Genomic DNA, 24,795 nt, shown 5'->3' with positions numbered 1-24,795 from the left:
TGAAAGATCACATATAACAACGACAACTAAAAGGAGGTTCCGTAATGTCCGCTTCATTATTGGAAAAAACCAGAAGAATCAATTCGATTCTTCAAAAATCATCAGAAAATGCCGTATCTTTCAATGAATTGTGCAGAACCCTCAGCGATATTCTTGATGCAAATGTCTATGTTGCCAGTTCGAAAGGAAAAGTGCTTGGTGTCAGCTTGACAGATACTTCAGACTGCCCGATTATCCTGGATGAGCAAACCGGCGAAAAGAGATTTCCTGAAGAATACAACGAACAACTACTTCTTGTTACAGAAACACAGTCAAACATCACCAAAGACGCACTGCTTAAGCTTTTCAAGTATGATGTGCAAAGTTATAATAAATTGGTGACGGTGGTTCCCATCAACGGAAGTGGTCAACGATTGGGGACGATGGTGCTGGCTAGGCACGACACTGAGTTCGCTGATGATGATTTGGTGATGGCAGAATACAGTGCGACTGTTGTTGGTCTGGAAATTCTGAGAGCCAAATCTGATGAAATTGAAGAAGAAGCCCGCAAGAAAGCAGTCGTTAAAATGGCAATTGACACACTTTCGTATTCAGAGCTTGAGGCGGTGGAACATATCTTCAATGAACTGAACGGGACTGAAGGGCTGCTTGTCGCCAGCAAGATTGCTGACCGTGTGGGAATTACACGATCGGTTATTGTGAATGCCCTTCGCAAGTTTGAAAGCGCCGGAGTGATCGAATCCCGCTCGTTGGGTATGAAAGGAACCCATATCCGTATTCTTAATACACGTTTGTTGGAGGAATTACGAAAGTTAAAACGGTAACAATAGTGACAAATTGATACAAGAAAGAAGTCGTTATTCAATGGCTTCTTTTTTCCATATATTTAAGGATCGGTATTTAGGGTGTAATAACTGATCCTATGGTCTTAATATATGTTAAAAGCTCAAAAAAAAGACCCCAAAATCTTTCACTGTGCTATAATAGACTTTGTGAAATAATGTCCCATCAGGTGATTTGCATAGCGCATACATTCTTCCAACATCAACTTACAAGGAGGAAGCTCGAGAATGATAAATCTCTATCAAAATGTTGACATGATGTCGAAAGCGTTAGATGCATCGTGGAAGCGAAACGAAGTTATCAGCAATAACATCGCCAACGTGAACACGCCGGGATTTAAAAAAAGCAGCGTTGAATTTGAATCGATTCTCCAGAATGTGCTGAACGGCTCATCCCTTGCGGGCTGGCAAACACATCAACGGCATATGCCTATTGGAACGGCTTCTATAGATGATGTTCGACATGAGGTAAGACAACATCAATCTTACAGTACTCGAAGAGATGGCAACAATGTTGATATCGATGTTGAATCAGCCGAGCGTGTGAAAAATGAACTGTTATATCAAACACTCAGTGCGCGAGTGAACAGTAGTTTTCAGAGATTGCGCACAGCCATTACAGAAGGAGGTAAATAGCCATGAGCCTCTTCAATTCGATGAACATTAGCGCGACGGGATTGACTGCCGAAAGACTTCGCATGGATGTTATCTCTAAGAACATTGCAAATGCGAATACCACAAGAACTGCCAGCGGCACACCCTATCGACGACAGGTTGTTACATTTCGAGAAAAAACATCTCCTCTTCCCTTCTCACATTTCCTCAATCAGGCAAGCAAAAATCAATATGGCATTGGTGGCGTTGAGGTAACAGGCATTCATCATGATCCAGCACCTAATAAAATGGTGTATGATCCAGGCCATCCTGACGCAAACAGTGAAGGATATGTGGAAATGCCCAATGTTGATATCATGACCGAAATGGCCAATTTGATCACTGCATCCAGAGCATATGAGGCGAATGTTAATGCCATGAATACATCAAAAAATATGGCTCAACGTGCACTGGAAATTGGAAGATAGGTTAAAGATTCGGGAGGAATGAACAATGGAATTGATGTCGGTCAGTCGTTTAATGACGGAAAGCAGCCTTGGTTTATTTGATCAAAAGCAGACAAATCAGGAGCAAAGTTCATTTTTGGCAGTGATGGAGAACGCCCTTAGGGAAACCAATGAGCTTCAATTGGAATCAAATCAATACGCCGAGAAACTGGCCACGGGTCAAGTGGATAATTTGCATGATGTGATCATTGCCGGACAAAAAGCTGAGATTGCTTTTCAAATGGTAGCAGCGGTGCGTGGGAAAGTAATGGAAGCATATCGAGAAATAATGCGGATGCAAATTTAATCAACCAATAAGTTGAGGTGAACAGGATCGATGGCAGAGGCTCTTGAAAAAATACGTGCACAGCTTAATGAGTTTTTTCTACAATACACCAAAAAACAAAAGATCACTATGGCTGTCGCACTGGCGTTGGTCCTGTTGATTGCGACGGGCGTTATTTTTTATGTGACGAGAACTGAGTATGTTGTTCTTTATGACAATTTAGACCCTCAACAATCAGGAGAGGTTATGAATGCCCTTCAGGCTAATAATATTCGAGCGCAGCTGGGGGCAACCAGTCGAATTATTGAAGTGCCCAAGAGTGACGAAAAAAGAGCTCAGGTGGTTGTAGCGACCGAAGGCCTGCCTACCGCCAGATTTTCATTTGAAGAGGCTTTTTCGGGCAATTCTTTTATGATGACAAGTGAAGAACGTTCCAGAAGGATTCAACTGGCCCAACAAAACTTTCTGGCAGCTACCATAGAAGAAATTCCAGGGGTCCGAAAGGCAGTTGTTAACATCTCGATTCCTGAACGTTCAGGTTTTCTCCTTGGTGATGAACAGTCCTTTTCAAAAGCATCAGTTTTTTTAGATCTACAAAACCAGCTTGATGATGCCAGTGTCAATGGCATTGCAGTATTGGTGTCGAATGCGGTTGATGGATTGATTCCAGAAAATGTGACAGTTCACGGACCCGATGGACGTGTTTTGAGCCAACTCCAGGAATCTACTGAAGCCATGGAAGTAGGCAACCAGCTCACTATGCAGCGAACGGTTAAGAGTGACCTTGAAAAAAGCATCACTGACTTTTTGTCAACTGTTTATGGGTATGGAAATGTGGTTGTTATGGCGAATGTCAGACTTGATTTCAACAGTGAAGTAACTGAAATCCAGCAGTTTTCACCACCAATTGAAGATGAAACTGAAGGAATAGCCAGAAGTCTGCAGGAATTGCACCGATCCTCTGTTTCTGAGGGTGGAGGGGCAGTCCCTGGAACAGACCCAAATGTGGAAGATGTCGTCCAGTATGTTGAGATGGATGGAACAACCACTACATACGAAGAAGCCAGTAGAACGATCAACTATGAGATCAACGAACTCCGACAGAAAATAATCAAAGCACAAGGGCAGGTTCAAGATATTACTGTTGCGGTTTTCATCAATAGTGATGCACTGCCAGATGGCAACTTAACGGATGATGAACGCACAGAACTGATGAGTATCATCTCTGCAGCCGCTGGCCTGGATACAAGAGTTGTTCAGGTCGGTGTTCAACGGTTCGATGTACCAGTCGTGCCAGACTTTTCTACTGCTGTTGCTCCGGTTATTCCAGTGTGGTTGCTGGTGGTGTTGGCTGTGGTTGCGCTGGTGGGCAGTTTTCTTCTATATAGACGATTCACCAGAAAAGAACCAGAGAATGATCTTGAATTGGATATGGCATTTCAAGACCAAGTGCCTGAAGATGAACTCGACCTGGAAATGTCAGGTTCTCAGGTAAAACAACAAATTGAAAAATTGGTTGATAAAAATCCTGAAGCGATTTCACATCTGTTGAGAAACTGGCTCAGCGAGGATTAGGGGTGGACAATTATGAGTAAGCGGGGTTCTAAAGGTCAACTGAGCGGCAAAGAGAAGGCTGCTATCTTGTTGATCAGCCTGGGGCCGGAGTATTCATCGCAGATTTTCAAAAACCTTCATGATGAAGAAATTGAAGAATTAACACTGGAAATTGCCAATATGAAAAAAGTGGCACCTGAAGAAAAGGAACGTATTCTTGAAGAGTTTTATCAAATATGTGTGGCGCAGGAATACATTTCTGAAGGCGGTATTAACTACGCAAAAGATGTGCTGGAAAAAGCACTTGGATCTGAAAGAGCCATGGATATCATCAACAAGCTGACCGCCTCTCTTCAGGTTAAACCATTCGACTTTGCTCGCAAGGCAGACCCAAGTCACTTACTTAACTTTATTCAGAATGAACACCCTCAAACTATTGCACTCATATTGGCATACTTGTCTCCAGAGCAATCATCACAGGTTCTGTCAGCATTGCCGCAGGAGAAGCAGTCCGAGGTTGCACAACGGATTGCGACCATGGATCGAACTTCTCCCGAGATCATCAAAGAAGTGGAGATGGTTCTAGAAAAAAACCTATCATCATTGGTAAGTCAGGATTATACCAGTGCTGGCGGCATTCAAACGATTGTTGACATCCTCAATGCAGTTGATCGCGGGACAGAGAAAAACATCATGGATACACTTGAAATTCAAGACGCTGAACTGGCAGAGCAAATTCGCAAGAAAATGTTTGTCTTTGAAGATATCATCAACCTGGACAGCACCTCTATTCAACGGTTCATCCGTGAAATTGACAACAGTGACATGGCGATTGCCCTCAAGGGAGCCACGGAAGAACTGGCAAATGTATTCTACAGCAACATGTCTAAGCGCATGGCTGAAATGATACGTGAAGATATGGAGTTTATGGGTCCCATACGTCTACGAGATGTGGAAGAAGCACAGCAGAAGATTGTCAATGTCATCAGAAAATTGGAAGACTCCGGAGATATTATTATTGCTCGTGGTGGAGGGGATGACATTATTGTATAAAATTTACAAATCCAGTCAATTGCAGATCGGCGATAAAATTGAAATTAAAGCACGTGCTTTTCAGAGCCAGAAAAAAGAAATAACGCTGCCCGAAAATGATGACATGCCTAATGAAAGCTATCCAGCGTATGAAACATGGCATCAAGAAAGAGAATCCATTATTTCCAAAGCCGAAGAAGAGTCAACGATGCTTATTGAGCAGGCCGAAAAAGAAGCTGCTGAAATTCTCGAGAAAAGCTACCAGGATAGTCTTAAAGCACTGGAACAAGCTAAAGAAGAAGGGTATCATGCCGGTTTTGAGGCTGGCTCTGCAGAGGGTAAAGAATCTGGCTATCAGGAAACGATGTCGATTTTGCTGGAAGCGAAGCAACTTAAACAACAGGCGATAGATGAGAGAAATCGATTAGCTAAGGAACTTGAATCTCAGATTGTTCAATTGGTCATTCAAACTTCCCGACGCGTGATTCAGTCAGAAATGCAAGACAATCAAGAGAGCATCTTCACCCTGATTGAAGAAGGCCTCAAAAAGTGCAATTATACAGAAAATCTGGTTATTCACGTGAGTGAAATGGATTACGATTTGGTATATGCTTACCAAAATCGCATCTATTTAATGACAGAAGGCATCTATGATATAGAGGTGAAAAGCGACCCTTCCATGAGTCCGGGGAGTGTTGTCATAGAAACTGCCTCGGGGCAGGTTGATGCCGGTATTGAAACGCAACTTCGTCAAATTGAAGCAGCCTTCACAGAATTGTTGAAAAGTGGGGATGACTAATGCCTGCCATAGAACTCAATAAATATCATGAAGCGCTCCAGCAGGCAGAACTAATCAAGTACTTTGGAAGGGTATCCCAAGTGATTGGGCTGACGATTGAGTCAGTTGGTCCCTCTGTGAGGATTGGTGAAATTTGCAAAATCTATACATTTAAAGATTCAAAACCTCTCATGGCAGAAGTGGTTGGTTTCAAAGAAAAAAAAGTGTTGCTAATGCCGTTGGGAGATATGGAAGGAATTGGTCCGGGAAGCAAAGTTGAAGCTACGGGCACGAGCTTAAAGGTCAAAGTTGGCAACCAGCTGCTGGGAAGAGTTTTGGACGGCTTAGGAAACCCCCTTGATGGAAAAGCGCCTATTCAGGGTTCAACCAGCTATCAGGTGATGGGACAGCCGCTAAACCCTCTTGAAAGAAGTCGCATTCTGGATGCATTGCCTTTGGGTGTAAGAGCTATTGATGGTCTGCTGACATGCGGTAATGGCCAAAGGATTGGTATTTTTGCAGGTAGTGGTGTGGGTAAAAGTACATTGCTGGGCATGATTGCCAGAAACACTCAGGCGGATGTCAATGTGATTGCCCTGATTGGCGAGCGTGGTCGTGAGGTAAGGGAGTTCATTGACAACGATCTTCAACAAGATGGTTTAAAGCGCTCAGTTGTCATTGTTGCCACGTCAGACCAACCTCCTCTGATTCGCATGAAAGGCGCACTCCTGGCCAGTGCAGTAGCTGAGTATTTCCGGGATGAAGGATTGAATGTGATGTTGATGATGGACTCCATTACCAGATTTTCTATGGCTCAACGAGAAATTGGCCTTGCAATTGGAGAACCACCGGTAACAAAGGGATATACACCATCGGTTTTTGCGGTATTGCCAAAGCTGCTTGAGCGGTCAGGAACTTCTGAAAATGGTGCCATCACTGGCTTATATACAGTTCTTGTGGATGGTGATGACCTCAATGAACCTATTGCCGATGCTGTACGGGGAATACTTGACGGGCATATCGTACTATCCAGAAAGCTTGCCAACAGAACTCACTACCCAGCCATCGATGTATTGGCAAGTCTAAGTCGTGTAATGCCAAATATCGTTGCAAAGGAACATACACGAATGGCGAATGAAGTAAAGGAGATCCTTTCAACATATCAAGAAGCTGAAGATTTGATTAGCATAGGAGCCTATGCAAGAGGTTCCAATCGAAAAATTGACTATGCAATTGAAAAAATAGAAGCCATCAATCAGTTTCTCCAACAAGATGTTCATGAGCCGACGACATATGATCGCACGCTTGAATTGATGGCAGAGTTGCTTCAAGAGTAAGGGAGTTGCTGGCAATGCCAAAAGGATTTGAATTTCGTTTCGAAAACCTGCTTGCTTATAAGGTAAAAAAAGAAGATGAAGCCAAAATGAAGCTGGGAGAGGCTGTTGGAAAGCTGGAGGAAGAAAAGAATAGATTAGCACATTTAACCGAACAACACGAGAAAGCACTGTCACTCTGGCACGAGTCAATCCACCAACAGGTACGTGTGTCAGAGATGCAACTGAAGTCAAATCAAATACAATGGTTTCAGGATTTGATCCGTCTGCAGCAGACGATGATTGATGATGCTGAAGAAGAAGTGGAAAAATGCCGAAATATATTGGTAGAAGCAAAAAAAGAGACTCGCAAATTTGAAAAAATTAAAGAAAAAGATTTAGAATCCTTTCGTGAAACAGAGCAAAAAATTGAGCGGGCCGGTATCGACCAGTTCGTATCCTTTAAAAATGCATTGAAATAGTTGTGCAACAAGGAGGTCGCGATGTCGGAAGCCATTCAGGAAAGAGATGAAAAAACTGGTTCCTTTAAAACTATCCTTATTGTTGTTTTGGTAGTATTGTTAATTCCCATTGTGACGATAGGTGTCCTTTATGTCAGCAACGAATCTTTTAAACAATCCACAAACAATGTATTGTCTTTGATTCCAGGCCCAGCGGGAAATTACTTCAGGTCTTTACCAACACCAGAAGATCAGGATGTTTTGAAACGGGATATTGCCCGTCATTATATCACCATGGATCAGGATCGCATTGTCGATAAACTGTTGGTAATTCGAGCTGAAGACGAGCAGCTCTATCAGGATCTACTGTTAATGATGAATCGCGAAAATCCCCGAAAAATGGCAGATGTGACTGAAAAATTACAGCGGGCATTTGTCAATGATGACACACTTGTCCGCATCCTTGAAGAGGTTGAGCAGGACCTGCTTGCCCGTTCATCGGCCCTGTCAAGTTATTTCACCTCGCTAACACGTCCAAATGCCGTCAACGAAATTCAAAGAATGCATCGCTCCGGTGAAATCAGATCTGAAGAGTTGGGACAATTGTTTCATCAGTTTGCGCCAGCACAAGCGGCCTACTATATGCGCTATCTTGATGATAGTCTGGTTCAGCAGGTACGCAATCAGTTGCCGGGATCCCTCTTGTCAGAGATTGATAAGCAAGTGGCCTTCCAGCTAAGTCATGAACAGGTATTGATTCAGCAGTCAAACTTATACAGCAGAAAACGTGTTGATGAACTTATTCCATTGTTGACAACTGAAAATGAACATCCGCTGACAGACCTTGCTTTTTTATACCATCAAATGAGTGTCAGCAAAGGCGGGAGAATACTGGCCCGATCTGAAGATCCGGAAATGATGCAACAACTTCTAAAGGAAATGATGCAGCTGGAACAACTGGTTGAATCAAGAGATGGAAGAACTAACCAATTAACAGAAGCAGTCAGTGTCTATCAGGATTACAACCGAAAAGTACAGGAACTGGTAGCAGTATATCAGCGAATGGATTTAGCAGAGCTGGCACCTCTGGTGGAACGAATGCTGGTGAGCAACACCATCGTACAGCAGCATATTTTTTCGCCGGAAGATCAGATTGTGATTACTGAAGAACAGTTAGTCATAGATGTTCTAAATAAAATGAAGCCAGCCTTAATTTCGGAGTTGCTGGGCCAACTCAGTACCCCAAGAGCGGTTTTACTCTCCCAAAAGCTTTACGGGGAGTAGAATAGATATGTCAGTCATTTATACTGAAAGGAGGTGAAAATATGCAGAGAGTTGATCAAAATGTATGGATGCCTGCCTTGCAGCAAAGAGCAGACAACTCAGTTCAAAAAAGGTCAGCTACATCTGAATCCTTCGATGGCTTGCTGAAAAGCTCAATTGAAAAAAGTAATAACAGAATCAATCAGCGGGGAAAAGATGAACGCTATCGACCGATGAACAAAAGCAATGCTGCACAGTCAGAAACACTACAAACGTTTCAAAATGAAGCTTCAGAAGCAAAAGATCAGCCTGAAACAAATCTGAATCTGCCAGCCGCGAAAGATGAAAAAGTGCTTGAAACTGAAGAAACAAAAGTTGACCAGGAGATGGTTATTCCGGAAGACTGGCAGGAAATGCCTCCTGACGAACTATTGGCAGCGCTTCTTCAGGCACTGAAAATGAACGATCTGATTATAGTAGCTGATGCAGATCAAGATCACGTATCATCAAAAGCGGCTAATGAAAGTGAGTTGTTGGCAAATTCATTGCTCGACATGGTTAAAGGATTTCAGCAACTGATGAAAAGCAGTAATGTAGAGAGTGAAAAAGGACTGAAAGAGCTCCTTCATAAACTGCAACAGGAGCTAATGCCTGAAGAAGGTTTGCAAAAACTGTCTCAAGCTGCAAAAGAACATCAACCGACGACTTTGGAAGAGAGTCAACAGGCAGTAGCACTTGACACAAAGCAAGAAATCGTTGCGTTTGAAAAATCGCCAACGGGTATGGCAGAACAGAAGGCAGGAGCGGTGATTGACCTAACTCACGCTTCGGACAACTCGAACCAACAACAGCCAGACCAGCAGGAAAAAGAACAACGGCAGTCTCATGAGCCGGCCAGTATCACCATCAATCATCAAGGTGAAGCACTTGTCCAAATGACACCCAATCAGGTGGAACTCTGGCTTAATCAAAACAGTTTTGTCCAGGAGCTTAATCAACAAAAGGAACACTTACAGCAGGATGTGACACAACAATTAATGCAAAAAATCCAGATTATTCACGGCAAAAATGAAAGTCAGGTTACCATGCAGCTGATTCCAGAAAATCTGGGGAAGCTGACAATCCAGCTTGTTGCCAATCAACAAAATGGTCTGACTGCTAAGATTTATGCCGAAACACAACAGGCTCGCGATTTAATCGAATCAAATTTTGGACAACTGAGAGACGCGCTTTCTGGCAAAGGAGTAAACCTGTCAGGGTTGGAGGTCTTCGTTGGGCAAGATCCTGAATCTTCAGAAAAACAACGGGCTTTTCAGTTTCAGAAAGCTCGTCAACGGCGAAGACTCAATAAAGCTGAAATCTCAGAAAGTGTTAATGGGTTGGCAACAGCTTCTGTTCAAATGGAATCTCACAATCCTTATTTAACAGCAGGTAGATTTGACCAAGTGGGATAAGTGAAGCCAGGAATACGTACAGGAAAGGAGGTCTATTATGCCGAATACAGTGGATCAAATTGATTGGAAAACACGGGAGTATGATCCGCAGCAAAGCAGACAGAACAATAGCGCGCTGGACAAAGATGCGTTCATGAGACTTCTGGTGACACAGCTTAGCAATCAGGATCCTTTAAGTCCTATGGAAGACCGGGAGTTCATTGCACAAATGGCACAGTTCAGTTCACTGGAGCAAATGCAGAATCTCAACGATTCTTCAAAGAACAATCATGAAGAAATCATGGAACACATGGTGCACATGAATAATAATTTGGTGAGTAGCCAGACAACCATTGCCACCCAATTAACAAAACTGAACTTAATGCTTGAAGCGTATCTGGGCACCAGTGCACCGGTACCGGAAAACCCGGATCCCGAGGATGCGGAAGCAGGCAATGATGAGGATGAAGAAGTAGCAGAACCATAAGCGTATGTTCGCAGGGAGGCGACAGCATGAAGGCATATGAACTAAAAATTAACTCAGCCATCAATCCTGTTCAGCCGGCTGCAGGAAATCAAAAAATCACGTCGGCAACAGATCATGGCAACTCTTTCAAACACATCTTGAACGAACAAGTGCAGAAACAGCATCAGGTGGTTTTTTCTAAACATGCCACTGAGAGATTGATGCAGCGAAATATCAAACTGACACCTCAGGAAATACTGCGCATTGATGCTGGCATCAATCAGGCAGCAAAAAAAGGAATTAAAGAGACACTGATTATGATGGATAATCGTGCATTCATTGCCAGTGTGAAGAACAAAACAGTGATTACTGCTACGGTGGAGGATCAGTTAAAAGACCAGGTTTTTACCAACATCGATGGGGCAGTGATTGTCTAAAACGAACAACAAGCCGGACCACGTGGTGGGGGCTTGTCACTTCCGACTGACAGAGGAAGTGAACCAACTCATAGGAGGTCATGTAAGATGATGCGATCAATGTTCTCTGCTGTGTCGGGCCTGCGGGCTCATCAGCTTCGCATGGATGCCATCGGCAATAACATCGCGAATGTCAACACAGTGGGATATAAGGCAAACCGGGTGACTTTTCAGGAAGTCTTCAACCAAACCCTGAGAGGCGCCGGGTCTCCCCAGGCGGGCCTAGGGGGTACCAACCCGCAACAAGTGGGTTTAGGGATTAACGTGGCATCCATGGATACCTTTCATATTCGTGGAGCTGTGGAACGAACCGATTACAATACAGATATGATGATTAACGGTGATGGGTTTTTTATTGTTTCCAACGATGCCAATTTTCTCAACAGAAGTTACACCAGGGCCGGCAGTTTTGCTCTTGACCGGGATGGCAATATGGTTACCCCGGATGGGTATCGGGTACTGGGATATATGGCAGACAATGAAGGTGTTCTGGGAAGCAATTTGGAAGGGCTTGTTATTTCCAAAGCCCAGTCTTTTCCAGCTGAAGCAACAGATCGCGTGGGGTATGAAGGCAATCTGAACAGCGAAGCACCTGTCTGGGCAGGTGCTATTGTGGATCCAGCAGGGATATATTCGATTGTTGACGATCGTCTGGTTGTAAATGCAGGAATGGAACAATACATTGCCCGCGAAACAACCTTTGAAGTATATGATGGTCTGGGAGGTATTCACCGTATCAAGCAAGTTTTTGTTAAGACTGGAGTGGATAATACAGACCCTGATAATCCCATCAGTGAGTATTCAATGGAAACCTTCTACCTAAATAAAGATGGCACTGTCATTCAAGCAGGAGGAGCAACAGGTGGAACTGTCACTGACCCGCCGACTGCACCGACAGCAAGCCCAACAATTGAGTTTGATAAAGACGGCAGACTTACTGGCACAACAACAACCTTAAATCTAAACATTGGTGCAGGGCTAACCAATGGAGCAGGCGATCTGCCGTTTACGATCAGCTTTGCAGGCTTAACTATGTTTGCCAACGAATCCACGGCTTCAGCTCCAAATATCAATGGCTTCAAACAGGGGACACTGGAAGACTTTTCAGTAGCCTCAACAGGAGAAATCACCGGATTCTTTGATAATGGCCAAAGTCGGATCATCGGTCGTGTCGCTCTGGCAAACTTCAAAAATGCGGCAGGTCTTGAAAAAACCGGCAGTAATTTGTACCGTGTCACCAACAACTCAGGGCAGGCTATCATCGGTGCACCTGGAGCAGGTGGATTTGGTGGACTAAATCCCGGTGCCCTTGAAATGTCAAACACAGACCTATCAAGAGAATTCACCAACATGATCACCACCCAGCGTGGTTTCCAGGCGAATTCACGTATTATCTCCACCAGTGATGAAATGTTACAGGAAGTTGTCAACATGAAGCGATAGGTTCAACAGGAAATGAATCCGGGAGCTGGTAGCGGCTCCCGGAAAACCTGAAAGGAAGCGTGCTCATGATCAGACTCAAACGTCTCAATCAAAGCGAAATAATCATTAACGCTGAACTTGTTCAGTCAATTGAAGAAACACCAGATACCGTGATTACACTAACCAACGGCCAGAAAATCGTTGTGGTTGACTCTGTTGACGAGATTCTGGAAAAGGTTATTCAATATAAACGCAACATACATAGTCAGCTGAGCATTTGATATCGGCTAAGGGAAAAGGGGTGCTGTTTTGGATTTAGCAACCATTGTGGGAATCCTGGTGGGTCTGGCATTTATCATTATGGGAATTATGCAGGATGGCGACATTGTCACATTCTTTAACTTGCCATCTATCCTAATTGTTGTTGGCGGTACCGTTGCAGCTACTTTTGTGGCTTATCCGCTATACACAGTGCTGGATTCTCTCAAAGTCGTACGAAAAGCATTCTCGGCACAAAAAAATGAAGCAGGTATCATTATTGCAAAAGTAATTGATTTAGCCAATACAGCCCGAAAAGAAGGGCTGTTAGCCCTTGAAGAAGCCTCTGAGCAAATTGACGACCCTTTTTTGCAAAAAGGTGTGATGTTAGTGGTTGATGGGACAGACCCTGAACTGGTACGCAACCTGTTGGAAACAGAGCTTTCATTTGTGGAAGAAAGACACAAAGAAGGCCAGGGAATTTTCGAGGTAATGGGTACGTTTGCGCCTGCTTTCGGGATGATAGGGACACTCATCGGTCTGATTAATATGTTAAGAAGGTTGGATGACCCTTCCACCATTGGTCCGAGTATGGCTGTTGCTCTCATCACCACCTTTTATGGGTCTCTAATGGCAAACCTGATCTTTCTTCCCATTGCCAACAAGCTGAAATTTAGAAGTCGAGAAGAAATCTTGCTGAAAGAAATTATGCTTGAAGGGCTGCTTTCAATACAGGCGGGCGAAAACCCCAGAATTATCGAAGAAAAATTAAAAGCCTTCTTACCGCCTAAAGTCCGGGCTGAAATATCGGAACAGAAGCAGAAAGGTGAGGAAGAGTAATGCCCAGAAAAAAACCGGCAGAAGAAGCTAAAAAAGGTGCACCAGAGTGGATGACGACTTACGGCGACATGGTCACGCTTCTGCTGTGTTTCTTCGTTCTTCTTTTTGCCTTTTCTGAAATTGATGTTGGAAAGTTGAATGCTTTTATCCAGTCTTTCCAGGGAGCGGTGGGTGTTCTCGAGGCGGGTCGAACCATAGAACCCAGTGAAATATTATCAGAAGCAGAGCTGGATGAACTTACCCTGCAAGAACTCCAGGAACTGGAAGATTTTCGCAGACTCCAGGAACGCCTGGCAGAATTTCTTGAAGAAAGAGACATGCAGGCAGATGTTCTGGTGACACTTGAAACGCGAGGATTAGTGCTGCGCTTTCAGGATAATGTACTGTTTGATTCAGGCAGGTCAGAAATTAAAACCGACTCACTGGAAATACTTGATTTTGTTGGAATGGTCATTCGGGAGCCGGAGTTTTATGATAAATTTGTTCGAATAGAAGGACATACCGATACTGATCCCCTTCGTCCGGGGGCGCGGTATGAAACCAACTGGGAGCTCTCAGTTGCCCGCGCCGCAAATGTGGTTCGATATATGATTGAAGAACTGGGGGTTGAACCCGTACGGTTTTCTGCATCGGGTTATGGAGAATATCATCCCGTGGCACCAAATGACACAGCAGAAAACAAATCAAAGAATCGACGAGTGGACATTGTGATACTTCGCTCTGAGTTCACTGCCACCAGCCGCTAATATGATGACAGGAGGGATGTAAATGGATATGAAAAAAATCATCATTATCTCGCTGGTTGCATTTTTGGTCACAGCGATTTTGGTGGGAAGCCTTCTCTATATTTTTGTTTTTCGGACGCCCTCTGAAAAAGTGGTGGTGACACCCACCTTTGAGTATCAACTGGGGGAATTTTCAACAAATCTGGGTTCGCAGCGAAGTTTTTTCAGAGGTTCGATAGTGGTGGAAACAACTGACAAAAAAATGCTGGAAACACTGGAAAATAACCATATTGTTTTACGGGACAGCGTCATAAAAACACTAATTGGGAAACGGGCTGAGGATGTGCTTGACCCTGAAGGTCAGCAATTACTTCGCCAGGAGCTGATTCAGGTTATCTCCGAAGTGTCGCAATCAGATCAGATTTCCAACGTGTATTTTGTGGAATATATCGTGCAGTAGGAGGTGACAGCCTTGGCAGATGTTTTGTCACAAAGCGAGATAGATGCGCTTTTGGCGCAGTTAAGCAGCGGTGAAGTTGATGCTGACGAAATGAAAGATGTTCAACAGGACAAAAAAATCAAACTCTATGATTTTAAAAGTCCTAAAAAGCTGGCAAAGGATCAGTTGAGGACCCTGCAGATTATTCACGAAAATTTTGCCCGGTCATTAAATACGTTTCTTTCCGGATATTTGCGCACCTATATTCATGCTGAGGTCAAGAACGTTGAAGAGCTGTCCTATTATGAGTTCAGCAACTCCGTGGTTAATCCTGCGGTATTGTCAATTGTCAACTTTCAACCCTTATCAGGTCAAATCATTGTTGATCTTTCACCCGCAATAGCATTTAATATTATTGACCGCATCCTGGGAGGCAGTGGAAAACCGTTTAATGAATCGCGCACTTTTACTGAAATCGAATTGACACTGATCAAAAAGTTGAAAAGACAAATCATTGCACTTATGGAACAGCCTTGGGAGAATGTGGTTGAACTTAATCCCAAACTGGATAAAATTGAAACAAACTCCCAGTTTGCACAGATTGTTTCTCACAATGAAACGATTGCATTGGTGACACTGAGTCTGCGAATAGGAGAGGTGGAAGGGCTGCTCAATATTTGCCTGCCTCACTTGGTGATTGAGCCTATTATCGACAAGCTGAGCACCCGGTTTTGGTTTGCAAGCATTTCAAAATCAGTGACTGAAGATGATAAGCTGAAGCTTCAGAAACGTGTTGAAAAAACACGGGTAGAAATAGGAGCCGAGTTGGCACATACGCACATAACTGTACGTCATTTTCTGGAAATGCAGGTAGGTGATGTGATTGGTCTCGACACGCCGACTGATGGTGAATTGATTCTTTATGTGGGTGATAAAATGAAATACAGAGGTGTGCCGGGTACCAGCAATAACCATTTAGCTGTGAGAATCACGAGTAAAGAAGAGAGAGGGGATGAACTTGATGAGTGATATGTTATCCCAGGAAGAAATTGATGCTCTGTTGAGCGGTGGCGATTCATCTGACGATGAACCATCATCAGATGCGGCAGCGGCTGAAGAAGAAATCTATTTTTCAGAGCAGGCCAAAGATACGATTGGTGAAATTGGCAATATTAGCATGGGAACAGCGGCAACTACATTATCAACATTGTTGAATAATAAAGTTGTGATCACGACACCCAGGGTTGCACTAATGAGTCTCAAAAACCTTTCAAAAGAATATCCGCTTCCTTTCGTTGGAGTTGAAGTGCGCTACAAAGAAGGGATTAAAGGCACTAACCTAATGGTGTTGAAAGAGTCTGATGTGAAAATTATCACCAATCTTATGATGGGTCAGTCCCCCGAGGCGACAGACGATCCCATTTCTGACCTGCATTTGAGTGCTATTGCTGAAGCGATGAATCAAATGGTGGGATCATCATCAACTTCCCTATCAGAAATGTTTATGAAAAAAATTGATATCAGTCCCCCAAAAGCATTTCAACTTGATTTACAGACACCAAATCTGAATCAGCATGTATCAGATATGGATGAAACTTTTGTGCGCATTGCTTTTAAAATGGAAGTTGGGGACTTGATTGACAGTGAAATCATGCAACTGATTCCAATTGATTTTGCCAATGAGATGGTTCAAACATTGATGCCTGAGAGCGGTGGATCGGAAGCACAAACTGCGACAGCACCACAGCCGATACCAGCAGTAAATGATGACTTCATGATGGACTTCGATGAAGCGCCGTTGCCGGCAACGCCGACGATGCAATCGCCTGCCACACCGCAGATGCAGTCAGCACCACCGCCGATTGCTCAGCCACAGCCAAATGTGAATGTTCAGCCTGCTCAATTTCAGTCTTTTGACGATACTGCATCAGGGACAACAATTCCTGAAAACATTGCTTTAATCCAGGATGTTCCATTAAAAGTGACTGTTGAGCTGGGACGTACAGTGAAACGTGTGAGTGAAGTCCTGGAGTTTGGACCGGGTACAATTGTTGAACTTGACCGTATCGTGGGAGAGCCGCTGGACATACTTGTTAATGGTCAATATGTTGCCAAGGGTGAAGTAGTGGTGATAGATGAAAACTATGGGATTCGAGTGACGGACATTGTTAATCCCAATAAGCGTTTCTCGAAGATATGATGCTTTATGTTTAGTGCTGAATTGTGTATAATGGAATGCGAAGTGCTGTGCTGAGACACACACTTAATTGAAAACAATGATGGAGAGATTTGCTGATGCAGGATTCAGCCGATCAAAATTTGAGGAGGATAACCAATGGCTAATGGAATTCTAATCGTCGATGATGCAGCCTTTATGCGAATGATGATCAAAGATGTTTTAACAAAAAATGGCCTTGAAGTAATCGGGGAAGCAGAAAACGGAGCAGTGGCTGTCGAAAAATTCAAAGAGCTATCACCAACCCTTACTATCATGGATATTACAATGCCTGAATTGGATGGGATTGAAGCAGTTAAGGCGATTAAGAAAGTTGATCCAAATGCAAAGATTATCATGTGTTCAGCGATGGGACAACAAAGTATGGTCATTGAAGCCATTCAGGCTGGGGCAAAAGACTTTATTGTTAAGCCTTTTCAGGCTGAACGCGTCATTGAAGCAGTGAAAAAAGTGATTGGATAGTAAAGGATGTTTTATATGAATGACTCTGCTGCGGTGTCATTATTTCTATTTTTCGCTGCTACAACACTTGTCATTATCGGCGCTCATTACACTACACGCTGGATTGGCGATAAGACATCAATGATTTCAAAAGTGCGCCACATATCCCTGCTGGAAAAATGGTGACACTTGATAAATATTCAATTGAAGAATGGGAAAACAGCAAGAAAACCAGAGATATAACGATTGACAAATCCAAACCAGTCGGATTTTCTCAGATGATTCATCGACTGATCACACGGACCAGCCCTGATGTTCGACAGGAAGGCCCTCAAGAGGGTGATTATGATTAATTCAACAGGTATTCATCATAAGAATCGATCACAGCGGGTGAGCCTTCATTGCGTGGTTTTCTTGCTGATAGTTTTAATATCGGTGATTGGAGCACCTGACCATTCTGAAGCTGCAACTCTACCTTTTCCCAGTCTGGAAATCAATTTTGGCGAAGCCGAAAGTCCCGAAGATGTTGCTTCGAGTCTGCAGATATTACTTTTACTGACGGTACTGTCATTGGCTCCTGCCATTCTGATTATGCTCACAAGTTTTACGCGTATTGTGATTGTTTTGGGATTCCTGCGAAGAGCAATTGCGACGCAAACAACACCTCCTAATCAGGTTATTATTGGTTTGGCGCTTTTTCTAACCCTCTTTACCATGAGAACAGTACTGACAGATATCAACGATCAAGCGTTGCAGCCTTACCTTAATCAGGAGATTAATCAAATTGAGGCATTTACAAATGCAATGGAACCGATACGTGAGTTTATGTTTCGACAAACCCGAGAAAAGGATCTCGCCATGTTTATGGAGATTGCCGATGAGGAACCAGTGACAAGTCTTGATGAGGTGTCCAACACGGTTCTAATACCTGCTTTTATCATCAGTGAAATGAAAACTGCGTTTCAGATTGGCTTTGTCTTGTTCATTCCGTTCATCGTTCTCGACATGGTGATTGCCAGCACATTACTTTCCATGGGGATGATGATGTTGCCGCCAGCCATGATATCACTGCCCTTTAAGCTATTGCTATTTATTATGGTGGATGGATGGAACCTGATTATTCGTTCACTGATCACAAGCTTCAGATAAGCAACGGAAGGAGAAAGAACAATGGACGAAGGGATGATCATTGAGTTAGGCCAGCAAACCATGTTAACTATCCTCATCATGGCTGCTCCAATGCTTGGATTTGGATTGATTGTTGGTTTGAGTGTCAGCATATTTCAGACAATCACTTCCATACAAGAACAGACGTTAACTTTTGTTCCTAAAATCGTTGCTGTTTTTGCTTCAGTGATCATCTTCGCACCATGGCTGCTTTCTATTATAATCAACTTTACAACCAGTTTGTTCAGTGACTTTTCGCAATTTATTCAGTAAAGAGTGGTGCAGTCCATGGAACAAAATATCATTGATTTTTTGTTGCAGTCAGTTGATCTTTTCCTGTTGGTATTTATGCGCGTCAGTGGCATTTTCGTAACGGCGCCGATCTTTTCCAATGAGAATACGCCCATGGTTGCTCGAATTGGATTGGCTGGTATGATTAGTTTTATATTGATGCCGCTGGTTGAAGGAGTTGCTGTTGCCAATAGTGGTAACTTGGTGTTATTTGCTGGTCAAGCCACCCAAGAGCTGCTTGTGGGAGTAATAATCGGGTTTGTTGGCGCCATCTACTTTTCGCTTACTTCTTTGGCGGGCACTTTGCTCGACAGGCAAACAGGATTTGCCATGGTAAATGCCATTGACCCATTATCTGACACTGAAATGCCTATTTTCGGAAGTTTTTACAACATTTTATTCGTTTTTATTTTTCTGAACATCAACGGTCACCATTTAGTTATCAGAGCGCTTAATGATAGTTATCACCAGGTTCCAATTGGTCATTTAATCACATTGTCAGATGATTTAGTTCGTGGAATGATCACCTTTTTTAGAGACATGACAGTTATGGCATTTCTCTTAAGCCTGCCGGTTGTGGTGACTTCTTTCTTAGCAAATGTTGTTCTTGGAATTTTTGCCAAAACAATGCCCCAAATAAATGTATTTGTAGTCGGTATGCCATTGCGAATTGTTGTCGGTATGCTGACTATTTGGGTGACGCTGCAGGCGCTGTTACCTTTTTCTGAAAGCTTTTTTGACCGTATGTTTCAGGGAATTTATCAGGTGATCCATTTGCTTTCATAAGGATGATGTTATGGAATGGTCAATTAATCTTCAGCTGTTCGCCGAAGATGAAAAAACTGAAAAAGCAACTCCCCGAAAACGGAAAAAAGCAAGAGAAGAAGGACAGGTGCTGCAGAGCCGGGAAATAAACACTTCACTGACCCTGCTGGCTGCGTTTGTCCTGCTTTTTTTGCTATCAAGTCATTATGGTTCAACAATGATGAATGTCAGTCATTATGTTTTTGATGAATTCATGCTGGGGGACCATCTTTTTACCATCAAAAATATTCAGTCGTTAACACTTACACTCATTACCTCAATTCTGATTATGACAATGCCTTTGGCGCTGGTGGTTTTGGTTATTGGTGTCACCTGCAGTTTCTTACAGGTTGGATTTTTAATTACATCAAAACCGCTTCAACCTAAACTAAGCAAGCTTAATCCCATAAAAGGACTCAAAAAGCTCTTTTCCCTTGAAAAGGTGATGGAACTTTTTAAATCGCTGGTTAAAATATTTTTGATTGGGTTTGTCATTTTTCGTTATATTGCATCCCAACTGGGAACGATATTCAGCTTAATGGAGCGTGAGATCCATCAATCGATTGCCATTGTGTCGCAAATAACTCTAAATATCGGATTAAGAGCCGGAGCCGTTTTAGTTTTATTAGCTGTTTTAGACTATTACTATCAGAAATATGAACATGAGAAGAAGCTTAAAATGAGTAAGCAGGAAGTGAAAGACGAACACAAACAGGTTGAGGGAGATCCTAAAATCAAGTCAAAAATTCGCCAAAAGCAAATGCAGATTTCAATGCGGCGTATGATGCAGGAAATTCCCAAAGCAGATGTGGTCATCACAAACCCAACTCATTATGCCATAGCTGTTAAATATGCGCCTGAACAATATACAGCACCTGTTGTGGTGGCGAAAGGACAAAATCTCGTCGCTCAAAACATCAAGAAAATTGCTGAAGAAAATGGTATTCCAATGGTCGAAAATCGGGTACTTGCAAGAGTTTTATATGATACCGTTGAAATTGGTGATTTAATCCCTCCAGATCTCTATGAGGCTGTTGCTGGAGTTTTGGCTTATGTTTATCAGTTGGATAGCAAACAAATGAAGGAGGCCCGACGATGAAACAGGGCGACATTTTAGTAGTTTTAGCAATCATTGGTATTGTTGTCATCATTGTTATACCAATTCCATTGGGCTTGCTCGATGTGCTGCTCAGTTTCAATATTTCATTGGCGCTTTTGATTCTGGTGCTTGCTATGTACATTCGTGAAGCGCTGGAATTTTCTGTATTCCCGTCTATTTTGCTAGTAACAACGCTATTCAGGTTGTCTTTAAATATTACAACAACACGCTACATTCTTTCACAAGGTGATGCAGGCAGTGTGATTGACACCTTTGGTAATTTTGTGATGCAGGGTAACGCGATAGTGGGATTTATTGTATTTGTCATCATTGTACTGGTCCAGTTTCTCGTCATCACAAAAGGAGCCGAGCGGGTTGCTGAGGTTGCAGCTCGATTTACATTGGATGCGATGCCAGGAAAACAAATGGCCATTGATGCTGATTTAAATACCGGTCTCATCGATGATTTGGAGGCCAGAGAAAGACGCAAAAAAATTCAGCAGGAAGCCGACTTTTATGGTGCTATGGACGGTGCCAGTAAATTTGTTAAAAATGATGCGATTGCCGGTATTCTTATTACATTAATTAACATCATGGCAGGCCTGGTTATAGGTGTGGCCATTGGAGGCCTTAGTTTTGGCGAAGCGATCCAGAAGTACACATTACTAACGGTAGGAGATGGGTTGGTTTCTCAAATCCCGGCGCTCCTCATTTCAACAGCAACAGGTATTATTGTTACAAGAGCGGCTTCTGAAGGTAATCTGGGAAGTGACCTGCTCCAACAATTATTTCGACAGCCAACGGTGATGCTGATACTCTCGGGAGTATTGTTTTTATTTGGGATGACACCGTTGCCCACTTTTCCATTCTTAGTTATTTCCTTCGCCTTTCTCTTCATGGGACTGACTTTAAGAAGAGAGCTCAAGCAAATTGAAACAGCTGAACCAATGGATATGATTCAGGAAGAAATTGAAGAAAAACGAAAACCGGAAAATGTGATGCCACTGCTTAACGTAGATCCAATAGAACTGGAATTTGGGTATGGCATTTTGCCTCTGGCAGATGCCAGCCAGGGAGGAGACTTATTTGATCGATTAGTCATGATTAGGCGTCAGTGTGCTCTGGAAATGGGAATTATTGTTCCGATGATTCGACTGCGCGACAATATCCAGCTGGAACCAAATCAGTACATTATTAAAATCAGGGGAATAGAAATTGCATCAGGTGACATCATGTTTGATCATTACATGGCCATGAACCCCGGCACGGCTGATGAGTCCATTGAAGGTATTGAAACGATTGAACCAGCTTTTGGTCTGCCTGCCAAATGGATTAATGAGCAGGAGCGTGAGAAAGCTGAAATGGCCGGTTACACTGTCGTTGATCCACCCTCAATCATTGCAACCCACTTGACAGAAATCATTAAAAAGCATGCACATGAACTCCTTGGCCGTCAGGATGTTAAAAAACTAATTGATAATGTCAAGGAAGAAAACAGTGCTCTGGTGGATGAACTGGTCCCTAGTCAGTTATCGTTAGGTGAAGTTCAAAAAGTGTTGGTTAATCTTTTGAAAGAGGGGATTTCCATTCGAGATCTGGTGACGATTCTCGAAACGCTGGCAGATTACGCTGTTATTACACGTGATACTGATATGTTGACAGAATACGTCCGACAAGGGCTTAGTCGTGCAATTACCCGACAGTTTATTACGACGCAACCATTCAGAGTGATTGTCTTAGACAAATCACTGGAACAAGCCATTATGTCTTCTTTAAAGCAGACTGAAAGTGGTACCTATGTGAACCTGGAGCCTGATCTGATGCAACGTTTACTAAATAGTCTTTCCCGTCAGGTTCAAAAGCTGATTTCCATGGGAGAGCAACCTGTGGTTTTAACTGCGCCTGTTGTGCGCATTTATTTCAAACGTATTTCTGAGCAAATCTCGACGGACCTCATCATTTTATCTTATAATGAAATTGATCCGTCTGTAGAAATTGAATCCATTGGGGTGGTGAGTGCCGCATGAAGATTAAACGAATTCAGGCACGAGACAATCATGAAGCATTGATGAAGGTGAAAATGGAACTGGGGCCTGACGCAGTCATCATTCATCAGCGAAAAGTGAAACCCAAAGGATTATTAGGTTTTTTCAAAAAGCCTGTGATCGAAGTTGTTGCCGCTAAAGAAGATTTATCGTCTCCTCATATAAGTACTTCTGTACAACCTCAAACAACCGTATCGCAACCGGTTCAGAGAATGAAACCCATAACACCTGCTCAACCAAAAGTTGATCCGGTTGAAGAAGAGTTGAAGCAAATCAGGGAAATGATCAATCAATTGATGCAACAGCAAAATGACATTGATAAAGGGAAGGTGGCTATTGAAGAATCATTTATTGATCTTATATTTCGAAAAAATGATTTGGATCAGTCGGTTGCTGACAAACTTGCCCAGAACTGCCAGAGTTCCCTTCACTCAATGAAAGACTTTCCAAGCGATGAGCACGACATTCGAGAAATCATAAGAGAATGTGTGCAGCAGCATGTTATCATTAAACCTTATGATCCAAAACAACGGATTATTGTTTTTGTCGGCCCAACGGGTGTTGGAAAAACAACAACAATTGCCAAGTTAGCTGCAAGAGCTTCTCTAAATGAAGGGAAGAGTGTAGGCCTTATTAGTGCCGATACCTATCGTATTGCAGCTGTCGAACAACTGAGAACTTATGCAGATATTCTTAATATCCCGTTGCGGGTGATCTATCAGGCCTCTGAGGTGGGAGAAGCCATAAAACAGTTGAGCCATCTTGATCTCATTATGATCGATACAGCAGGTAGAAGTCATCAGGATGATCAGCAAATGACTGAATTGATGGGGTTGCTGGAGCAAATTCCACAGAAAGAAATTTATTTATTATTAAGCTGTACAACACGACAACAAGACATTCGTGATATACTGGAAAAGTATCAGTTTTTAGATGACTATAAAATCATTATCACAAAAATTGATGAAGCTTCAGCTTTTGGAACGTTGGTAAATGTACCTGTACTGACATCAAAACCCATCTCATTTATGACAACAGGACAAAGTGTGCCGGACGATATTGAAACAGTAACCGTTGAAAAAATCATTAATCTGCTCATTAAGGAGAAACCATAATGGATCAGGCGGGCAAATTAAGAGAAATGATCCAGAACAGGATCGAAAATAAAGCCGAGACCTTAGATAGTGCTGAAACTGTTCCATCAGCACAAAAAACAAGGTTTATTTGCGTTACAAGCGGAAAGGGCGGAGTCGGCAAAACAAACTTTTCAATCAATTTGGGAATAGCGCTTTGTCGACTGGGAAAGCGTACCGTTGTGATTGACGCCGACCTGGGTTTGGCCAATGTTGATGTTGTAGCAGGAACAGTACCCCGCTACACTTTAAATAATCTGTTATACTCAGATATGAAGCTGGAAGATATTCTTGGAAATGGACCAGAAGGCCTCAAAATTATTTCAGGCGGTTCTGGGATGATGGATTTGCTGGATCTTCCACAGGAAAAAATTCAACGGCTTATTTTTCACTTTCAGGAACTATACCAGCTTTTTGATGTGGCCATCATTGACACTGGCGCAGGTTTGTCAAAAAGCATTCTGGCATTTTCTGGAGCAAGTGATGATATCATAGTGGTGACAACGCCAGAGCCCACCTCACTAACTGATGCTTACGCAATGATCAAAGCCATATCCAATGAAAAATTGACGACGCGCATCCACATTGTGATTAACCGTGCTGAAACCACAAAAGAAGGAAATCAGTATTATGATAAAATAAGTAATGCCAGCGAGAAATTTCTGGGTAAAAAATTAGAGAAATTGGGAACTGTTCTTGAAGATGTATCGGTATCTAAAGCTGTCAAAAAGCAGACGCCTTTAATGGTTGAGTATCCTGGCAGTATCGCTGCCAAGAACATTGAAGTGATTGCCCTGAGATTGACGAATGAAAATGATGCCTTTGATCATTCATCCATGAACAAAGGTGGATTTGTACATCGACTAATGGGGATTTTCCGGTAAGGAGCGG

The 24,795-nt window shown here is 42.9% G+C and carries 29 protein-coding genes; all 29 read left to right on the top strand.

Features of this window, described 5'->3' with window-relative positions; all coding sequences use genetic code 11:
• The first annotated feature begins 44 nt into the window (after positions 1 to 44).
• The 29 genes from codY (at position 45) to AAIG11_RS03005 (ending at position 24,788) form a co-directional block, all read left to right on the top strand.
• Complete coding sequence (codY, locus tag AAIG11_RS03145; RefSeq protein WP_343184811.1) at positions 45 to 824, top strand: GTP-sensing pleiotropic transcriptional regulator CodY; 780 nt, start codon at positions 45 to 47, stop codon at positions 822 to 824.
• Between the two features lie 246 nt (positions 825 to 1,070).
• Positions 1,071 to 1,478 carry a flagellar basal body rod protein FlgB gene (gene flgB, locus AAIG11_RS03140; protein WP_343184810.1) on the top strand — a complete coding sequence of 136 codons (408 nt, stop codon included), beginning with the start codon at positions 1,071 to 1,073 and terminating at the stop codon, positions 1,476 to 1,478.
• A gap of 2 nt (positions 1,479 to 1,480) precedes the next feature.
• Positions 1,481 to 1,924 carry a flagellar basal body rod protein FlgC gene (flgC, locus tag AAIG11_RS03135; RefSeq protein WP_343184809.1) on the top strand — a complete coding sequence of 148 codons (444 nt, stop codon included), beginning with the start codon at positions 1,481 to 1,483 and terminating at the stop codon, positions 1,922 to 1,924.
• 25 nt (positions 1,925 to 1,949) lie between these two features.
• A complete protein-coding gene (fliE, locus tag AAIG11_RS03130; RefSeq protein WP_343184808.1) occupies positions 1,950 to 2,249 on the top strand; it encodes a flagellar hook-basal body complex protein FliE in 300 nt (99 codons plus the stop codon).
• 30 nt (positions 2,250 to 2,279) lie between these two features.
• Entirely contained in the window at positions 2,280 to 3,803 is a 1,524-nt protein-coding gene (fliF, locus tag AAIG11_RS03125) for a flagellar basal-body MS-ring/collar protein FliF (RefSeq protein WP_343184807.1), read from the top strand.
• A 12-nt stretch (positions 3,804 to 3,815) separates the two neighbouring features.
• A complete protein-coding gene (gene fliG / locus AAIG11_RS03120) occupies positions 3,816 to 4,835 on the top strand; it encodes a flagellar motor switch protein FliG (RefSeq protein WP_283408391.1) in 1,020 nt (339 codons plus the stop codon).
• Complete coding sequence (locus AAIG11_RS03115; protein WP_343184928.1) at positions 4,819 to 5,613, top strand: FliH/SctL family protein; 795 nt, start codon at positions 4,819 to 4,821, stop codon at positions 5,611 to 5,613. The genes fliG and AAIG11_RS03115 overlap by 17 nt, the downstream gene beginning before the upstream one ends.
• On the top strand, positions 5,613 to 6,929 hold the full coding sequence (gene fliI, locus AAIG11_RS03110) for a flagellar protein export ATPase FliI (protein ID WP_343184806.1): 1,317 nt from the start codon (positions 5,613 to 5,615) through the stop codon (positions 6,927 to 6,929). The genes AAIG11_RS03115 and fliI overlap by 1 nt, the downstream gene beginning before the upstream one ends.
• A gap of 14 nt (positions 6,930 to 6,943) precedes the next feature.
• Positions 6,944 to 7,387, top strand: a complete 444-nt coding sequence (gene fliJ / locus AAIG11_RS03105; protein ID WP_343184805.1) for a flagellar export protein FliJ — start codon at positions 6,944 to 6,946, stop codon at positions 7,385 to 7,387.
• 21 nt (positions 7,388 to 7,408) lie between these two features.
• The gene (locus AAIG11_RS03100) at positions 7,409 to 8,650 is read left to right on the top strand and encodes a hypothetical protein (protein ID WP_343184804.1); all 1,242 of its coding nucleotides are present in this window, start codon (positions 7,409 to 7,411) and stop codon (positions 8,648 to 8,650) included.
• A 437-nt stretch (positions 8,651 to 9,087) separates the two neighbouring features.
• A complete protein-coding gene (locus tag AAIG11_RS03095; protein ID WP_343184803.1) occupies positions 9,088 to 10,083 on the top strand; it encodes a flagellar hook-length control protein FliK in 996 nt (331 codons plus the stop codon).
• Between the two features lie 37 nt (positions 10,084 to 10,120).
• Positions 10,121 to 10,549, top strand: a complete 429-nt coding sequence (locus AAIG11_RS03090; RefSeq protein WP_343184802.1) for a flagellar hook capping FlgD N-terminal domain-containing protein — start codon at positions 10,121 to 10,123, stop codon at positions 10,547 to 10,549.
• A gap of 26 nt (positions 10,550 to 10,575) precedes the next feature.
• Positions 10,576 to 10,965 carry a TIGR02530 family flagellar biosynthesis protein gene (locus AAIG11_RS03085; protein ID WP_343184801.1) on the top strand — a complete coding sequence of 130 codons (390 nt, stop codon included), beginning with the start codon at positions 10,576 to 10,578 and terminating at the stop codon, positions 10,963 to 10,965.
• Between the two features lie 87 nt (positions 10,966 to 11,052).
• Complete coding sequence (locus tag AAIG11_RS03080; protein ID WP_343184800.1) at positions 11,053 to 12,447, top strand: flagellar hook protein FlgE; 1,395 nt, start codon at positions 11,053 to 11,055, stop codon at positions 12,445 to 12,447.
• 65 nt (positions 12,448 to 12,512) lie between these two features.
• Positions 12,513 to 12,707: a flagellar FlbD family protein gene (locus AAIG11_RS03075; RefSeq protein ID WP_343184799.1), complete on the top strand. Its 195-nt coding sequence runs from the start codon at positions 12,513 to 12,515 to the stop codon at positions 12,705 to 12,707.
• A gap of 28 nt (positions 12,708 to 12,735) precedes the next feature.
• Positions 12,736 to 13,524: a flagellar motor protein gene (locus AAIG11_RS03070; RefSeq protein WP_343184798.1), complete on the top strand. Its 789-nt coding sequence runs from the start codon at positions 12,736 to 12,738 to the stop codon at positions 13,522 to 13,524.
• Positions 13,524 to 14,270 carry a flagellar motor protein MotB gene (locus AAIG11_RS03065; protein ID WP_343184797.1) on the top strand — a complete coding sequence of 249 codons (747 nt, stop codon included), beginning with the start codon at positions 13,524 to 13,526 and terminating at the stop codon, positions 14,268 to 14,270. Before AAIG11_RS03070 ends, AAIG11_RS03065 begins: the two co-directional genes overlap by 1 nt.
• Before the next feature lie 22 nt (positions 14,271 to 14,292).
• A complete protein-coding gene (locus AAIG11_RS03060; RefSeq protein WP_343184796.1) occupies positions 14,293 to 14,709 on the top strand; it encodes a flagellar basal body-associated FliL family protein in 417 nt (138 codons plus the stop codon).
• Between the two features lie 12 nt (positions 14,710 to 14,721).
• The gene (gene fliM, locus AAIG11_RS03055) at positions 14,722 to 15,717 is read left to right on the top strand and encodes a flagellar motor switch protein FliM (protein WP_343184795.1); all 996 of its coding nucleotides are present in this window, start codon (positions 14,722 to 14,724) and stop codon (positions 15,715 to 15,717) included.
• Positions 15,710 to 16,888 carry a flagellar motor switch phosphatase FliY gene (gene fliY / locus AAIG11_RS03050; protein WP_343184794.1) on the top strand — a complete coding sequence of 393 codons (1,179 nt, stop codon included), beginning with the start codon at positions 15,710 to 15,712 and terminating at the stop codon, positions 16,886 to 16,888. The genes fliM and fliY overlap by 8 nt, the downstream gene beginning before the upstream one ends.
• A 135-nt stretch (positions 16,889 to 17,023) precedes the next feature.
• A complete protein-coding gene (locus AAIG11_RS03045; protein ID WP_283408404.1) occupies positions 17,024 to 17,386 on the top strand; it encodes a response regulator in 363 nt (120 codons plus the stop codon).
• A 15-nt stretch (positions 17,387 to 17,401) separates the two neighbouring features.
• On the top strand, positions 17,402 to 17,551 hold the full coding sequence (locus tag AAIG11_RS03040) for a hypothetical protein (RefSeq protein ID WP_343184793.1): 150 nt from the start codon (positions 17,402 to 17,404) through the stop codon (positions 17,549 to 17,551).
• Between the two features lie 159 nt (positions 17,552 to 17,710).
• The gene (gene fliP, locus AAIG11_RS03035; RefSeq protein ID WP_343184792.1) at positions 17,711 to 18,514 is read left to right on the top strand and encodes a flagellar type III secretion system pore protein FliP; all 804 of its coding nucleotides are present in this window, start codon (positions 17,711 to 17,713) and stop codon (positions 18,512 to 18,514) included.
• 21 nt (positions 18,515 to 18,535) lie between these two features.
• Positions 18,536 to 18,805 carry a flagellar biosynthesis protein FliQ gene (gene fliQ / locus AAIG11_RS03030; RefSeq protein ID WP_343184791.1) on the top strand — a complete coding sequence of 90 codons (270 nt, stop codon included), beginning with the start codon at positions 18,536 to 18,538 and terminating at the stop codon, positions 18,803 to 18,805.
• Positions 18,806 to 18,820: 15 nt separating this feature from the next.
• The gene (gene fliR, locus AAIG11_RS03025) at positions 18,821 to 19,609 is read left to right on the top strand and encodes a flagellar biosynthetic protein FliR (RefSeq protein ID WP_343184790.1); all 789 of its coding nucleotides are present in this window, start codon (positions 18,821 to 18,823) and stop codon (positions 19,607 to 19,609) included.
• Between the two features lie 10 nt (positions 19,610 to 19,619).
• Positions 19,620 to 20,726, top strand: coding sequence for a flagellar biosynthesis protein FlhB (gene flhB / locus AAIG11_RS03020; protein ID WP_343184789.1), 1,107 nt, complete (start codon positions 19,620 to 19,622; stop codon positions 20,724 to 20,726).
• Positions 20,723 to 22,753 (top strand): flagellar biosynthesis protein FlhA, encoded by a 2,031-nt coding sequence (flhA, locus tag AAIG11_RS03015; RefSeq protein ID WP_343184788.1) that lies wholly within the window; start codon positions 20,723 to 20,725, stop codon positions 22,751 to 22,753. The genes flhB and flhA overlap by 4 nt, the downstream gene beginning before the upstream one ends.
• A complete protein-coding gene (gene flhF, locus AAIG11_RS03010; RefSeq protein ID WP_343184787.1) occupies positions 22,750 to 23,886 on the top strand; it encodes a flagellar biosynthesis GTPase FlhF in 1,137 nt (378 codons plus the stop codon). Before flhA ends, flhF begins: the two co-directional genes overlap by 4 nt.
• Positions 23,886 to 24,788 (top strand): MinD/ParA family protein, encoded by a 903-nt coding sequence (locus AAIG11_RS03005; RefSeq protein WP_343184786.1) that lies wholly within the window; start codon positions 23,886 to 23,888, stop codon positions 24,786 to 24,788. The genes flhF and AAIG11_RS03005 overlap by 1 nt, the downstream gene beginning before the upstream one ends.
• Positions 24,789 to 24,795: the final 7 nt, after the last annotated feature.

The sequence above is a fragment of the Anoxynatronum sibiricum genome (assembly GCF_039414295.1).
Taxonomy (GTDB): domain Bacteria; phylum Bacillota; class Clostridia; order Peptostreptococcales; family Tindalliaceae; genus Anoxynatronum; species Anoxynatronum sibiricum.
The sequence above is the reverse complement of the archived record's forward strand: the minus strand, read 5'-3'. Positions and strand labels throughout refer to the sequence as shown.